Annotated in this window: 12 protein-coding genes; 7 read left to right on the forward strand and 5 right to left on the reverse strand. The window is 53.6% G+C overall.

Features of this window, described 5'->3' with window-relative positions; translation table 11 throughout:
• The first annotated feature begins 54 nt into the window (after window positions 1-54).
• The 5 genes from IKB43_04530 (at window position 55) to IKB43_04550 (ending at window position 5,302) form a co-directional block, all read left to right on the forward strand.
• Complete coding sequence (locus IKB43_04530) at window positions 55-783, forward strand: metallophosphoesterase family protein (protein MBR2469405.1); 729 nt, start codon at window positions 55-57, stop codon at window positions 781-783.
• An 80-nt stretch (window positions 784-863) separates the two neighbouring features.
• Entirely contained in the window at window positions 864-1,325 is a 462-nt protein-coding gene (locus tag IKB43_04535) for a 23S rRNA (pseudouridine(1915)-N(3))-methyltransferase RlmH (protein MBR2469406.1), read from the forward strand.
• 155 nt (window positions 1,326-1,480) lie between these two features.
• Window positions 1,481-3,046: a peptide chain release factor 3 gene (locus tag IKB43_04540; protein ID MBR2469407.1), complete on the forward strand. Its 1,566-nt coding sequence runs from the start codon at window positions 1,481-1,483 to the stop codon at window positions 3,044-3,046.
• Between the two features lie 156 nt (window positions 3,047-3,202).
• Window positions 3,203-4,867 (forward strand): diphosphate--fructose-6-phosphate 1-phosphotransferase, encoded by a 1,665-nt coding sequence (locus IKB43_04545; protein ID MBR2469408.1) that lies wholly within the window; start codon window positions 3,203-3,205, stop codon window positions 4,865-4,867.
• Window positions 4,868-5,131: 264 nt separating this feature from the next.
• A complete protein-coding gene (locus tag IKB43_04550; GenBank protein ID MBR2469409.1) occupies window positions 5,132-5,302 on the forward strand; it encodes a hypothetical protein in 171 nt (56 codons plus the stop codon).
• Window positions 5,303-5,448: 146 nt separating this feature from the next.
• On the opposite strand, the gene aqpZ is transcribed toward IKB43_04550, so the two are convergent.
• On the reverse strand, window positions 5,449-6,171 hold the full coding sequence (gene aqpZ / locus IKB43_04555) for an aquaporin Z (protein MBR2469410.1): 723 nt from the start codon (window positions 6,169-6,171) through the stop codon (window positions 5,449-5,451).
• A gap of 152 nt (window positions 6,172-6,323) precedes the next feature.
• Entirely contained in the window at window positions 6,324-8,117 is a 1,794-nt protein-coding gene (gene aspS / locus IKB43_04560; GenBank protein MBR2469411.1) for an aspartate--tRNA ligase, read from the reverse strand.
• Between the two features lie 453 nt (window positions 8,118-8,570).
• Between aspS and IKB43_04565 the strand changes: the two genes are divergently transcribed.
• Both IKB43_04565 and IKB43_04570 read left to right on the forward strand, forming a co-directional pair.
• Window positions 8,571-11,723, forward strand: a complete 3,153-nt coding sequence (locus IKB43_04565; GenBank protein ID MBR2469412.1) for an InlB B-repeat-containing protein — start codon at window positions 8,571-8,573, stop codon at window positions 11,721-11,723.
• A 151-nt stretch (window positions 11,724-11,874) separates the two neighbouring features.
• A complete protein-coding gene (locus IKB43_04570) occupies window positions 11,875-12,015 on the forward strand; it encodes a hypothetical protein (GenBank protein ID MBR2469413.1) in 141 nt (46 codons plus the stop codon).
• A gap of 7 nt (window positions 12,016-12,022) precedes the next feature.
• Here the strand turns inward: IKB43_04570 and IKB43_04575 are convergent, their stop codons facing one another.
• The 3 genes from IKB43_04575 to nadB all read right to left on the reverse strand — a co-directional run bounded on the left by IKB43_04575 (window position 12,023) and on the right by nadB (window position 15,412).
• A complete protein-coding gene (locus tag IKB43_04575; protein ID MBR2469414.1) occupies window positions 12,023-12,673 on the reverse strand; it encodes a CvpA family protein in 651 nt (216 codons plus the stop codon).
• 14 nt (window positions 12,674-12,687) lie between these two features.
• Complete coding sequence (locus IKB43_04580; protein ID MBR2469415.1) at window positions 12,688-13,707, reverse strand: serine/threonine protein kinase; 1,020 nt, start codon at window positions 13,705-13,707, stop codon at window positions 12,688-12,690.
• 121 nt (window positions 13,708-13,828) lie between these two features.
• Window positions 13,829-15,412 (reverse strand): L-aspartate oxidase, encoded by a 1,584-nt coding sequence (gene nadB, locus IKB43_04585; GenBank protein ID MBR2469416.1) that lies wholly within the window; start codon window positions 15,410-15,412, stop codon window positions 13,829-13,831.
• Between the last annotated feature and the right edge of the window lie 142 nt (window positions 15,413-15,554).

The raw sequence follows: 15,554 nt of genomic DNA on the forward strand, positions 1-15,554 counted from the left end.
ACAACTCACAACCCACAACTCACAACTCACAACTATTTTACTACTATTACACCCATGCTTTACGGTATTTGTTCTGATATTCATTCCAATGCTACGGCTTTTCGTGCCGTGCTGGAATCCATGAAAGAAAACAAGGTGGAGCGCAGAATCTGCCTGGGCGACCTTGTGGGTTACGGCGTCGACGCCAACGAATGTGTACAGCTCGCCAAGGAAAACATGGATGTGTGCCTGATAGGAAACCACGACAGCGTGGCTATCAAGTACGAGTCCAGCATGGGATTTAACCCTTACGCCAAGCAGGCCGTGGAATGGATGCAAGAGAACATGAATGCCGAATCGGTGGCCTACATCCGTTCGTTGCCCTACATTCACGAAGAAAACGACATTACCTTTGTGCATGCGTCGCCCATGTCCCCTGCGGATTGGCTCTACATTACCGACTTGGAAGACGCCCTGAACGCTTTTGACCATTTTTCTGGAACTTATTGCTTTATCGGCCATACCCACAGCCCTGTGATTGTGGCGAGCCGCCCCATGGCCATTCCCAAGGTGCTGGACGAATACGAATACACCATCGAGAATACGGAACGGCTTTTGGTGAATGTGGGCAGCGTAGGCCAGCCTCGTGACCGGGACTGCCGCGCCAGCTGGTGCCTGTTGGATACGGAGACCAAGTGCATCCGCATTATCCGCGTGGAATACGATGTCTTTATCACCCAGGAGCGTATGCGCAAGGCGGGAATGCCCAATTTCCTCATCGACCGCCTGAGCGTAGGAAGATAACGATGTGGAATGTGTAGTGACTAATGTGTAATGAGCTGTCGAATTTTACATTTCACATCTCACACTACACACCTTTGATTATGAAATGGGTTCTCGCAGTTTTTGGTAAGGCCGGCTCGCCGTTTATCGCCGACGAGGTGGACAAGTACGTGAAGCGGCTCCGTGGGGGAGTGTACCCGCTGGAGGTGGTGGAACTGAAGGAATCCAAGCTCGATGACCGCGCCCAGTCCCTGGCGCAGGAAGCGACACTTTTTGACAAGAAATTCCCGAAATCGGAATACCGCCGCGTTATCCTTTCAGAAGAGGGCAAACTCATGGATACGGTGAAGCTCTCCGACACCTTGCGTGACCGTTTTTCGGGCAATATCGTATTCTTGATTGGTTCCGCTTATGGTATTGACGAGAACCTGAAAAAGTCCGCCGATTTGCTGCTTTCCCTTTCGCCCCTGACCTTTACCCACGACCATGCACGGGTGATTATGGCGGAACAGCTCTACCGCGTGCAGATGGTAATGCAGAACCATCCGTATCATCATAGGTGATGATTGTCTTGGGGGGGGCTCAATCGTCATGGCGGGCAACCCAATCGTCATGGCGGGCTTGACCCGCCATCTAGAATGCTAGATAGCGGCTCGTGGGCCGCTATGACGTGGTAACAGTATGTTGCTTTCTTCGTCATTTTGTTATATTTGGCGCCATGAATCCGGAAATTGAAAAACGCCGCACTTTCGCTATTGTCAGCCACCCCGACGCGGGTAAGACCACCATCACCGAAAAGTTCCTGTGGTACGGAAACGTAATCCGCGAGGCGGGCCATGTGCGCGCCAAGGCAAACCGCAGCTACACCGTCAGTGACTGGATGAAGATCGAACAGCAGCGCGGTATCTCGGTTTCCAGTTCCGTTCTGAATTTCCCCTTCGAAGGTTGCATGTTCAACCTGGTGGATACCCCGGGGCACCAGGACTTCTGCGAAGACACCTACCGCGCATTGACCGCCGTGGATGCCGCCCTGGTGCTTATCGACAGCGTGAACGGTGTGGAAAAGCAGACCATCAAGCTCATGGACGTGTGCCGCATGCGTCACACCCCGATTATCACCTTCATCAACAAGATGGACCTGGATGGCCGCCATGTGCTGGACCTGCTGGACCAAATTGAAAGTGTTTTGCACATCAAGACCGCCCCCTTTACGCTCCCCATCGGAGTAGGAAAGCTGTTCAAGGGCGTGTATTCCATCGCCGAGAATACCTTTCACACTTTCAACAAGGAAGAAGGCCATCAGGAAATCATCCAGATGGAAGGTCCCGACGACCCGCGCCTGGTGGAAATGTGCGGCGAAAACTGGGTGAACCAGTTCAAGGAAGAATACGAGATGGTCACCGGCGGCATGGACCCCTTCGACCACGAGAAGTTCCTGAAGGGGGAGATGTGCCCCGTGTTCTTCGGCTCTGCGGTGAACAACTTCGGTGTCCGTCAACTTTTGAACGCTTTCGCCAAACTGGCCCCGCCCCCCATGGTGCGCGAGACCGACAAGCGCCCGGTGAGCCCCGACGAAGATGCTTTCAGCGCCTTCGTCTTCAAGATTCAGGCCAACATGGACCCCAAGCACCGCGACCGTACCGCATTCCTGCGCATCTGCTCCGGCAGTTTTACCCGCGGGGAGAAAGTTTTCCATGTGCGCACGGGCCGCGAAATCCGCCTGGCCGCTCCGACCGCCTTCCTCGCCAAGGACAAGGAAGTCATCGACCACGCCTGGGCGGGCGATATCGTGGGCATCAATGACCCGGGGCTTTTCCGCATCGGCGATACGCTGACCGACGGCGAGAAAATGAGTTTCACGGGCATTCCGGATTTTGCTCCGGAACACTTTGCCCGAGTGACGCTTTTGAATCCGCTTAAGAGCAAGCAGATGGCCAAGGGCCTTGCCGAACTCAGTGAAGAAGGTGCAACCCAGCTCTACGAACCGCTCAAGTCCGCAATTCCTGTGATTGGCGTGGTGGGGGAGTTGCAGTTCGACGTGCTCAAGTTCCGCCTGCAGAGCGAATACGGCGCCGACGTGTCCCTGGACCGCGTGCCCGCCCACGGAATCCGCTGGGTGTCTGGCCCCGAAGCCGACATGGCCAAGTTCGCCGAGGAATACGCCATGGACTGCATGATGGACAAGGAACGTAACCTGGTTTGTCTGTTCCCCAACGAGTACCGCCTGAACCTCGCGATGAAGAACTACGAGAACCTCAAGTTCGCCGAAACCTCCCAAGGGTAGGCGGTATTGTCATCCCCGCGCCCCTCTTTGTCATCCCCGCGCAGGCGGGGATCTCCTTACGATTCTTTTTTGCTTTTGCTATATTTACACCCGTAAATTTTTTAACCCGAAACCGCGCGGTTTACTGACTGCGCGAAAATTCAAAAGGAAGAAACAATGGCTGACAATCTGTCCGTCCTCGGCCAGGCCCGCAAGGCCTACAAGCCGAAACTCCCCGTAGCGCTCCGCAATGGCGCTCTCAAAGTTGCTCTCGTGAAGGGCAAGCCCACCCAGTCCGTCCGTGACCAGGCCAAGATCAAGGCCCTGTTCCCCAACACCTACGGCGCTCCCTACATCGGCATGAAGAAGGCTACCAAGGCTGCTGCCGGTAAGGCTCTCAACGTGGGCGTGGTGCTCTCCGGTGGTCAGGCTCCTGGTGGACACAACGTGATCGCGGGTATCTTCGACGGTATCAAGAGCATCAGCAAGAATTCCAAGCTCCTCGGCTTCCTCGGCGGCCCCTCCGGCCTCGAAAACGGCAAGTTCATCGTGATCAACGAAAAGATCATGGACTCCTACCGCAACACTGGTGGATTCGACATCATCCAGTCCGGCCGTACCAAGCTCGAAACTGAAGAACAGTTCAAGAAGTGCATGGCCGTTGCCAAGGCCCAGAAGCTCGACGCTATCGTGATCATCGGTGGTGACGACTCCAACACGAACGCTGCTGTTCTCGGTGAATACTTCCAGGCCCACGGCGCAAGCTGCGTGGTTTGCGGCTGCCCCAAAACCATCGACGGCGACCTCAAGAACGAATACATCGAAACCTCCTTCGGTTTCGACACCGCCGTCAAGACCTACTCCGAACTCATCGGCAACATCATGCGCGATGCCAACTCCGCTCAGAAGTACTGGCACTTCATCAAGCTCATGGGCCGCAGCGCTTCTCACATTGCTCTCGAAGCCGCTCTCCAGACCCACCCGAACATCTGCCTGATTTCTGAAGAAGTCAAGGCCAAGAAGATGAAGCTGAAGCAGGTCATCAAGTACGTGGCCGACATCGTCGCTGCCCGTGCCGCTGCCGGCAAGAACTTCGGTGTGGCCCTCATTCCGGAAGGCCTCCTGGAATTCATCCCCGATGTAGGCGTGCTCATTTCCGAACTCTCCGAAGCCCTCGCTCATCACGAAAAGGAAGTGGAAGGTCTCGACACTGCCGCCAAGGTGGAAAAGGTCTGCAAGTGGATTTCCAAGGCTTCCGCCGAAGTCCTCAAGAGCCTCCCCGCCACCACTCAGGGCCAGCTGATGCTCGACCGCGACAGCCACGGCAACGTGCAGGTTTCCCTCATCGAAACCGAAAAGCTCATCATCGAGATGGTCAAGAAGGAACTCAAGAGCCGGAAGTCCTTCAAGGGCAAGTTCAGCGCTCTCAACCACTTCTTCGGTTACGAAGGCCGCTGCGCCGCTCCGTCCAACTTCGACGCTGACTACTGCTACAGCCTCGGCTTCACCGCCTCTGTGCTCGCCTTCAACAAGATGAACGGCTACATGAGCTCTGTGCGTGACCTCACGAAGGGCATCGAAAAGTGGACTGCCGGTGGCATTCCTATCACCATGATGATGAACATCGAACGTCGTCACGGTGCCGACAAGCCGGTGATCCAGAAGGCTCTCGTGGAACTCGACGGCGCTCCGTTCAAGTTCTTCGCCAAGAACCGCGACGTTTGGGCCAAGACTGAATCCTACACCTATCCGGGTCCGATCCAGTACTGGGGTCCCAGCGAAGTTTGCGACATCACGAACTTCACGATCAAGCTGGAACGCGGCGCCCTCAAGGTGAAGTAATTATCCGCATTGTCATCCCCGGCTTGACAAGAATGTCATCCTCGCGAAGGCGGGGATCTCCTTTTCCCAAAGAGGACTGCTTAACGGCAGTTCTCTTTTTTATAGTGGGGGAGGAATCCCCCTGGCTTCAGCCCCGCCCACGCCGGGTCTTCCGCACACCCCCTCTGCGGGGCTCAAACGCCGCCCCGCAACGCCCTGCTTTGTTTTTAGCAACGCCCTGCTTTGTTTTTAAAATGTTATCTTGTAATAAAACGGAGGACCCCTATGGCCTGTGCAAATTGCAAAATCCGTGCCCAGTACGACAAGAATCCCAAGTCCCTCATCGGGCGGTTCTGGCGGTTCCACATCAACTTCTGCCCCGGCTGGCGCTCGTACCTGAAAAGTCTCTCCGAAGAGGAACGTATCGCCATCAAGGAAAAGTACGACATTAAGTAGCCTGCATTTTTCAGACCGGCGTCCGCCTGCATGTTTCGGCCTGCCAGGCGTCACACAGTTCACACCCTCATAAAAAAGCCCCGCAAGTTGCGGGGCCGTTTTCGTATAGTCATTACGACTTGCGTAAACGTTGTTTTTGCAAGGGCTTATTTCTTAGCTTCGGCGAGGAACTTGTAGCACACGCCGCCAATTACGCCACCGAGAATCGGGGCCACCCAGAAGAGCCAGAGCTGCTTGATGGCGGCGCCGCCCACGAACACGGCCATGGCGGTAGAGCGGGCCGGATTCACGGAGGTGTTGGTTACCGGGATGGAGATGAGGTGGATGAGCGTGAGGCAGAGGCCGATGGCAATGGGGGCAAAGCCAGCGGGAGCGCGGCCGTCGGTGGCGCCCATGATTACGAACAGGAAGATGGCCGTGAGCACGGTTTCAATGAGGAATGCAGAAAGCATGCCGGAGGTCTTGCCGCCGAAGGCGTTCAGGCCGTTGGTGAGGGAATCGGACCAGCCGTTGGTAGCAAATGCGCCGATGCCTGCGTTGGCAAGGTCGGGGCAGGCGATTACGTAGAGGAGCGCTGCGGCAATGATACCGCCAATGACCTGTGCCACGATGTAGGCCGGAGCTTCCTTAGCGGGGAAGCGGCCGCCGGCAACCTGACCGAGTGTGACGGCCGGGTTCAGGTGGCAACCCGAAATGTGGCCGATGGCGTATGCCATGGTGAGCACCGTAAGGCCAAACGCGAGGGACACGCCCACGTAGCCGATACCGGTGGTCGGGACGCCGCAAGCGAGCACGGCCGCACCGCAGCCGCCAAACACAAGCCAGAAGGTGCCGATAGCTTCGGCAATAGCACGAGTACTAAGTTTCATAAACATCTCCATAGGTTAGGGTTGAATTCGCGCTGCAATTTAGCAAAAAATAGTCCGGTTGAACCGGACTACTTTGAAAGGGTAGATGCTCGCCTTCGCGAGCATGACATGCTACGTCATTGCGAGGAGCGTTGCGACGTGGCAATCCACGATTACTTCTTGTCGGCACCCTTAGGCATCTGCACGGAAATATGAATATCCTGCAGCTGCTGGAGGTCCACTTCGCTGGGGCACTGGTCCATCGGGCTAGAAGCGCTGGTGTTCTTCGGGAACGCGATGAAGTCACGGATAGATTCTTCACCTTCCATGGTAGCGACAACGCGATCCAAGCCGAAGGCCAAGCCACCATGCGGAGGAGCGCCGTACTTGAAGGCGTCGACGAAGAAGCCGAACTTTTCCTTCACCTGTTCTTCGGAGAGACCCAGCAGGCGGAACACCTTCTCCTGGACTTCCGGGTTGTGAATACGGATAGAGCCGCCACCGATTTCCACGCCGTTCAGAACAAGGTCGTAGGCTTCGGCGTTGCAATCCTTGAGGTTGCCACCCAGCATCATGTCCAGGTGTTCCGGAAGCGGGTTGGTGAACGGGTGGTGCATGGCCATGTAGCGGCCTTCGGTGTCGCTGTATTCGAACATCGGGAATTCGGTAATCCACACAAATTCGCGCTTCTTCGGATCGCGGAGGCCCTTGATGCGGGCGACTTCCAGGCGGAGCTGACCCATGGCGGTTGCAGCAACCTTTTCGGGGCCTGCGATGAAGAACATCATGTCGCCGCACTTGGCACCGACGGCGTCGCGCAGTTCGTTTAACTGCTCAGTCGTAAAGAACTTGCCGACCTGGGTTTCCACTTCGTCATTTTCCTTGACACGCATCCACACGAGTCCCTTGGAACCGTACTTGCCCACGTAGGCGGTGAGTTCGTCAATCTGCTTGCGGGTGAAGTCCACGCAGCCCTTGGCGGCGATACCGCGGATCTTGCCACCGGCGGCAACGCAGTTCTTGAACACGCCGAATTCGGACTTGGCGCCGATTTCAGACACGTCGTGGATTTCGAGGTCGAAGCGGAGGTCCGGCTTGTCGCTCCCGTACTTGAGCATGGCTTCGTGCCACTTCATGCGGCGGATGTGACGCGGCGGTTCGAAGTTCCAAACCTTACCGAGAACTTCGGTCACGAACTTGTCGAACATGGCCATCACGTCGTCCTGGTCCACGAAGGACATCTCGACGTCAATCTGCGTAAATTCAGGCTGACGGTCTGCGCGGAGGTCTTCGTCGCGGAAGCACTTGGCAATCTGGAAGTAGCGGTCCATGCCGGCAATCATCAAGAGCTGCTTGTACTGCTGCGGAGACTGGGGCAGGGCGTAGAACTTGCCCGGGTTCACACGGCTCGGCACCAGGTAGTCGCGGGCGCCTTCCGGAGTGGACTTGCAGAGCACCGGAGTCTCGATGTTTTCGAAACCGTTAGCGTAGAAGAAGTCGTACACGGCCTTGAGGAAGCGGCTCTTGAGGAGGAGCTTCTTCTGGATCCACGGACGGCGGAGGTCCAGGTAACGGTACTGCAGGCGCAGGTCGTCGTTTTCCTTGCACTCTTCGTTAGGGTCGTTGATGGCGAGCGGGGAGGTGAGGGCCGCGTTCAGGATTTCGATGGAGTCAATCTTGACTTCGATTTCGCCCGTGGCGAGCTTCTCGTTGGCGTTGCCCTCTTCGCGGGCGTAGACCTTGCCGGTCACCGTAATCACGTATTCGTTGCGGAGCTGTTCGGCGGTCTTCATCACGTCGGCATTGTAGTCCGGGTTGAAGACGATCTGGGTCTTGCCATACTTGTCGCGGAGGTCCACAAAAATCACACCACCATGGTCGCGGCGGCGGTCCACCCAACCGGCGAGTGTTACGGTCTGGCCAACATCTGCCTTGCGCAGCTGGCCGCAGTTATGAGTACGTTTCATGAGTTTATCCTTGGATAAAATTTTTCGCGCGAAAATGTAGCAAAATTTGCCAAAGGGGGAGGCCTCCCGCACCACCTAAAGGTGGCCATGTACACTAAGCGCTAAAGTGCTAAGTGTACAAAGGTCGCTCCAGCCGCTTTGTCAGCCCGCCTTACTTAGGTCATCCCCGCGCAGGCGGGGATCTCCTTGCGGCTTCCGCTACCCCCTCTCCTAGGGGGCCACCCCCTAAAACCCCTCCCTCTGTCATCCCCGCCCATTCGGCCTTGCTCAGGGCAGGCTCCGGCGGGGATACACTATCACCCCCCCCCTTTGTCATCCCCGCGAAGGCGGGGATCTCCCATCCTCACCCCCGTACGGGCAATTTCCCACCCATTTTATAGGTTTACCGAGGTGACTACCGTCACATGTTTTTCTTGTTGTAATATTTTCGTAAGTATTTTGTGCGATTTACTCTTGACTGACAAAGTAAAATATTCTAAATTGTACTATGTAAAGAAAAAAAAACAAGGTGTAGAAAATATGAAAAAATGGTCATTTTCGAACAAATTTGTTCTAATCGCTGGCCTGGTCTTGGCAAGCCAGGGGTTTGCTGCTCTTGACTGTGCGACTGGCACGGGTTGGGGCGATTTTTTGACACAGGAAGCCACCAAGGGTAGCGACGGCTACTATGAAATTGATACGCCGGAAAAACTGGCGTGGGTTTCTTGCAAAACTACAAATGGGTCGTTGGTTTCTAATAAATTTAAATTGACCACTGATATAGATCTTGGAGGAAAACTTTTCATCCCTATTGCAGCAGGAAAAGGTGAAAAAGTAAATGGAACTAATGTGAAATTTACAGGGACTTTGGATGGTCAAGGACATACCATTAAGGGCTTGTATATCAAGGGTTCTGAAATTGCAAAATCGGAAGTAAATGGTGCCCCAATTTATGCGCAAAACATTGGTCTTGTTGCTATTCTTAGCGGTGGAACCATTAAGAACCTTGTTTTGGAAGTTTCCGAAATTTATGCTTCGAGCTCTGCTGGAGAGGACGGAACTCAGGGTAAGGACAATCCTATCTCTGTGGGTACCCTCGTGGGGTGGATGGAAAAAGGAAAAATTGAAAATTGTGTTGTTGAAGGGAGTATTACCACAAGTGGGGGATCGAATCGAGTCGGTGGCTTGGTCGGAAATGTGTGGAGTGCGACTATCACCGATTGTGTAAGTGATGTGTCCATATCTGCAAGTGGAACAGACACCCATGTGGGTGGTGTTGTTGGTGCGCTAAGAAAGGGGGGGACTGTGAACCTATCCTCTTGTGTTTTTGAAGGTGATACCCTTATCAGTACAGGAGGAACTGCTGGTGGAATCGTTGGATACCATGAAAATGCTACTGTGAATGCAAACAACTTGTATTATACCGGTGATTATCCGGGTACAGGTAAGCCCAAAGCCGGTGTTACTATTCCTACCTCCCAAAAAGACGATGATGAACTCAATTCAGAAGAAGTCGTGTGCGGATTGAATGGGGGCTCATGGAATAGTGCTACTCAAATCTGTTCTGGTGATACTACGAGAAATGTCTGGTCAGAAGGTGTGACCGGTATTTCTATGAACGGTTCCGACGGCTACAAGGTTTCTTTCAATGCCAACGGTGGAACTTTTGCCTCTGGAGCAAAGATCTTCAAGATCGTTGCCAACGGCGCTACGATTACGGCTGATGAAATTACTGTGCCAACGCTTGCCAATAAAAAATTCGCTGGCTGGGCCACAACGACAGGTGCTAAAGAACCGACCACCCTAGGTGTTGCCAGTGCAAATACGACTATTTATGCCGTTTGGTACGACATTTATACGGTTACCTTCAATACAAATTCTGATCCCTTTACGATTCAGGTTCCTAAGCATGGAGTCGTTGCGGTAGAAGGCTTTACCGTTCCTAGTTCTTATAAGATTCCCGACCCTGAAAGCGAAGGTGATTCCATAAAGTATTACTTTACGGGATGGGCTTTTGAAGCGAAATGGTTGGAAGTGAATCAAGATCCTACATCCTCCGACACCCTGCATTTGGCCAATATCGATGTCGTTCAGGATACTGCTTTGTACCCTGTTTGGACCAGAGCGGAAACATATTCTGTGACATTTGATGCGACCCTACATGGAAAGACTTATGTCCGGTTTGTCAAGAAGGTAAATCAGGGCGATGCGGTTGAAGAACCGGATGTGCGAGATATTTTCACAGATCCGGGATACAAGATCGTTGACTGGTGCACTAATGAAAATTGTACAGAAGGAAGTAAGTATGATTTTGCTAGTTCGTTAGATAGTAATCTTACTCTGTATGCTGAATGGGATCTTGAGAAATACGCGATTAACTATGTGATGAATAGTGGTACGAATAATGTCGCCAATCCAGACTCGTTCACCGTTGAATCTGACACCATTATCTTTGCCGAGCCTACACGTTCTGGCTACGCCTTTGAAGGGTGGTTCTATGATGCCGGCTTTACACAACCGGCTACTGGAATAGCGACGAATACCGTTACGGGCGACATAACTTTGTATGCTGGGTGGATTCAGCAGTTCTATACGGTCGAATATCTTTCGGGTAACGAAGTGTCGGCAACGATTGTGGCCGATAAGGTGCCTGTGGGTACGGGCTTAACCCTGAAGGGTGAGGCGTTTGCTCTTGAACGTGATGGGTATGTCCATAAGGGCTGGAGCAAGACGCCCAATGGACCTCTTGCATATAACTTTGGTGATACCTACAGCAATCATGAGGATTTGATTCTCTATCCTCACTGGGTAAAGGCAACATCTTATGGTGCTGTAACTGTTTACACCTATGAAAACGATACCGGCCGTAAGGAAGCTGTCATTGATGGCAATTCTTCTCTTTATACAAGCATCCCTAAAGATATCGAAGTAGATACGGTGATCTTTGAAAGGGAATTCCCGGTGGGTAACCGTTCAACCATTGTGCTGCCCTTTGATATTGCGGTCGCAAATACTCATGGTGGCAAGTTTAATGTTCTGTCTTCCATATCGGGCGATTTCAAGACGATTACTCTTGGCGAAAAGTCTTCGCAGCTGTATGCCTACGAACCCTATGTGATGCTTGCCGATCAGTCTACGCTGACTTTTGATGGACCTGTTACCCTCAAGAAGACCGTAGATGGCGAAAAGCAAATCGGTACTAGCGATTGGTACTTTGTGCCTGCATACGAGAAGATTGTGTTCGGCGAACGGGATGATTTGTTAGGTCGTGCCTACGGGTTTGCCGGTAAGGCCGTGGATAAAATTACGGTAGGTCAGTTTGTAAAGGTTGGAGGCAGCGCCTATGTAAATCCGATGAGAGCCTACCTGGTGTACAGGGGTGAATTGAATGGCTCCTCTGCCACCAAGTCTGCTGTCGGTTCTGGTTTCGGAACGGTACTCCCGGATGAGATCAACGTGGTTGTCCAGGATGAACAAGGCAACATTGTGGAACGGGGTGTCTTGGATACCAAGACAGGCGAGTTCCACATGGATAGCTGGTACGACCTGCAAGGCCGTAAGCTGAACGGACAGCCCAAGGTTCAGGGAACCTACTACCGCAACGGTAAGAGGGTTATCGTAAAGTAGGACCGTATGAAAAAGCCGTACCAAGTCCCGACAATAAAATTTGTATATTTGGGTCTGCCTAATCGAAATCTTTTGTCGGATGATGAAGAAAAAGAATTGCCGGATGTAATCGGCGTGATTCAGGGATCTCCGGTCCCTTAATGGAGAAAAGATGGAAATGAAAAAGAAAGAGTATCTCGCGCCGGAATTGACTGTGGTGGAGATGGATCCGCAGGCTTCGTTGCTTGATGCCAGCGAATATAATGATGGCCCCTTGAGTCTCGTGCCTACGTCTAACGACCATCTGGCCTAGGCGGGATTTATTTTTTTGTAGTATCGGTAGTGGCTTTTTCCACGGTTTTGATGGCGGCTTCTTTTGCCGCCTTTTTCGCGTTCTCGACAGCCTTTTCTGCTTCTTTTTCGGCGGCTTCCTTGGCGGCATCTACGGCGGAGTCCGCCATTTCGGTGGCTTTCTTTTCGGCCATGTCGATGATATCTACCTCTTCAGAGGAGATTCCCATAGTCTCTAGGCTCCACCTATAGGCACTGTACGAAAGGGCGTTGTTGCGGGCGTCCCTGAGTCCGCCCGAGGCGGGAATCAGGTGGATGATGGTCAGGAACAGGAAACAGAGTATTAGGGCTTTTACAACGCCGAGCCCTGCACCGAGAAGTCTGTTCACGCCGCTGATGGCGGAATCCTTGACGATGTTGTGCAGAAAATGCCCGATGAACGAGAAAAGCAAGAAGGGAACCAGGAATCCGACGCAGACGCAGATGATTTTTACGGTCAGTCCGTCAATTTCCAAGTTTGTGGCGATAAAATTCCCGATGACATCCGTGGCAAAATAGGCTCCCAGCAGGCCTGCTACCCAGGCAACCAGTTTAAAGATGCTCTTCAGAAGACCATGCCACAGCCCAAGCAGGGCGAATATCGCGATGATGACACAGCAGACAATATCAATCCAGACCATTTATAAATCTCGACTTATAGGAAATGAACAAGTATCCAGAGGGTTGCCACTACTACTGCTCCTAAGATGGCCCCTGCAATAAAGAATTTCTTAGACCTGTCGGGGACGATTTGCGGCTCTACCAGGGATTCCTTGCTGTTGAGGGTGGCAAGGACCCATTCGGCCAGGTACGGCTCCATGTGCCTGGGGTAGCCCTTCATGATTTTGGACAAGTCGTCTGCGGCGTCTGCGGCAGAGAGGTAGCGCTTTGAAGGGTTCTTGGCCAAAAGCTTGAGGATGACTTTTATCAGTGCCTTGGGAGTCCCCTTGGGGAAAGCTTCCGCCTTGATGCGGAGCTTTTGGATGCGCTTGAATGTCTTGGAGAGGTTCTCTCCGCGGAAAACGTTTTCGCCCAGGAGCATTTCGGCCCCGATGATACCCATGCTGAACAGGTCCGAAAGGGGAGTGGCGTCTTCGTTCAGGGTCTGTTCCGGACTCATGTAGGCGCCGGTTCCGATTTGGGAACCTGCAACCGTGAGCGTCAGGTCGTCTTCGTTTTCTTTTTCGGCGTGGGCGACGCCAAAGTCCAACAGGCGGATGCGACCGTCCTTGTCGATCATCAGGTTCGCGGGCTTCAGGTCCCTGTGGACAATGCCGTAGCGGTGCACCTCGCTTAAGGCTGTGAGAATCTCGTACAAGATGGAAAGTACCACCCAGAGAGGGGGTTGCTTGCAGCAGTCCAAAAGTTCCCGGAGGCTCTTGCCCTCTACGAACTCCATCGATAGTGAAAGCTGGCCGTCGCTCTCCTTCCAGAGGGCGTAAGGCTGGATGATGGCTGGGTGGTTCAGGTGGGCGAGAATTTTCGCTTCCCGCTCGAAACGCAAAATGAAATCGTCCTGGTTCAACAGGACCTGGCGCATCTGCTTGACCACCACCATGCGGTCGAGAGACGGGTCGTGGCAGAGCCACACGTTTCCCATGGCTCCGTGTCCCAGCATTTGTGTGGGCGTGTAGCCACCGATTTTCTTGGGGAGTTTAGTCTTCGCTTCGGCCATGGTCCTAAAGATAATATAAGTTTATGAGAATATGTAAAATAAGTAACGAATTATCAGTATTCAGTTCTCAGTCTTCAGTACAAAATTTGGCACCAAAGGCGCGACTATAAAAACTCACCACTCACTTCTTGTCGCTCAGGTAAATGCTTTGGTGCTTGGTTTTGGGGCTCGGGTTCGGGTAGTCCAGAATGTAGTGCAGCCCGCGGGATTCGTGCCTGCGGAGCGCCGCGATAAGGATCATCTTCGACACCTGCAGGGCGTTCTGGAATTCCAAGAAATGGATGTTCTCCGTTTCCTTGTTCTTGATGGCGGCTTGCAGGTCGGCTTCCAGTTCTTCGATGACTTTCAGCCCCTGGTTCAGACCAGCTACCGTGCGGACGATTCCGCAGTGGGTCCACATCATGTCTTGCAGAATCTTGCGGCGCTTTTTCCAGTAGGGAGCCTTCGCGAAACTGATGAACTGTTTTTTGCCCTTGGGCGGAACGGTCAGCTTGCTTTTCAGAAGACCGCTCTTCTGGATGTCATCGACGGCCCGGAGCGCAAAGACCACGCTTTCCAGCAGGGAGTTGGAGGCGAGGCGGTTTGCCCCGTGGACGCCCGTGGCGGCGACTTCGCCGCAGGCGTACAGGCCCTTGATTTCGGTACGGGACCAGGTGTCCACCAGTACGCCTCCGCACATGTAATGTGCCGCGGGCACCACGGGAATCCATTCCTTGGTGATGTCGATGCCTGCTTCCAGGCACTTGGCGTAGATGTTCGGGAAATGGCTCTTGATGTCCTTGGGCGTGCGACCGCTCAGGTCGATGTACATGTGGGGCTTGCCCAGGCGCTGCATCTCGCTGTGGATGGCCCGGGCCACGATGTCGCGGGGCGCGAGAGAATGGAGCGGGTGCACCTGGTTCATGAACTCTTCGCCCTTGTCGTTCTTCAGGATCCCGCCGAACCCTCGGACCGCTTCTGAAATCAGGAACGGCTTCTTTAGGCTGGGCGCATAAAGGCTTGTGGGGTGGAACTGCATGAACTCAATGTCTTGCAGGGCGGCTCCTGCACGGGCGGCAATGGCCATGCCGTCGCCGCAGCTGTCCGGCGGGCAGACGGTGTACTGCCAGATGCGGCCGGCGCCACCTGTAGAGAGGATGGTGGCCTTGGCGTAGATTTTTTCAATTTCGCCGGTCTTCTGGTGGATGATTTCGGCACCGATGCACTGCTTGGCCTTGCCTGTGCCCTTGCAAATCAAGTCCTTGATGTAGCAGTTTTCCAGATAGTCGATGTTCTTCTGCTTGTGGAGCTCTGCCAAAAGGGCCCGCATAATCTCCTTGCCGGTAAGGTCTGCGGCATGCAATATGCGGTGGTGGCTATGGCCACCCTCCAGGTGCAGGTCGAACTGGGTCTTGTCCGTGGGGTTCGGGGTAAAGAGCACGCCCCATTTCACCAGCTGTTTGATGGTGGCAGGCCCGCTCTTGGTGAGGATGTTCACGGGTTCTTTTTTGCAGAGACCGGCACCCGCTTCCAGGGTATCCGCGATATGGAATTCGAACTTGTCCGTCTTTTCGGTGACGGTGGCGATGCCCCCCTGGGCGTAGTTGGAGGAACCGTCGGGCTTTGCTCCCTTGGTGAGGATGACTACGGAAAGGCCCTTTTCGGCGGCATGCAGGGCGGCGGAAAGGCCCGAAATCCCTGCTCCAAGTACTAGAATGTCGTACATCTGAACTCCATGACGAAACGTCCCCGATTTTGGGGGATAGACAATAGATAGCAATTTTGGGGCTATACGGCTATATTTGTACTGTTTTTAACAGAAACCCGTGTTTTTTTGCTAAATTTTCGCCCGTCAAAATTATTTATGG

The sequence above is a fragment of the Fibrobacter sp. genome (genome assembly GCA_017503015.1).
Taxonomy (GTDB): Bacteria; Fibrobacterota; Fibrobacteria; order Fibrobacterales; family Fibrobacteraceae; genus Fibrobacter.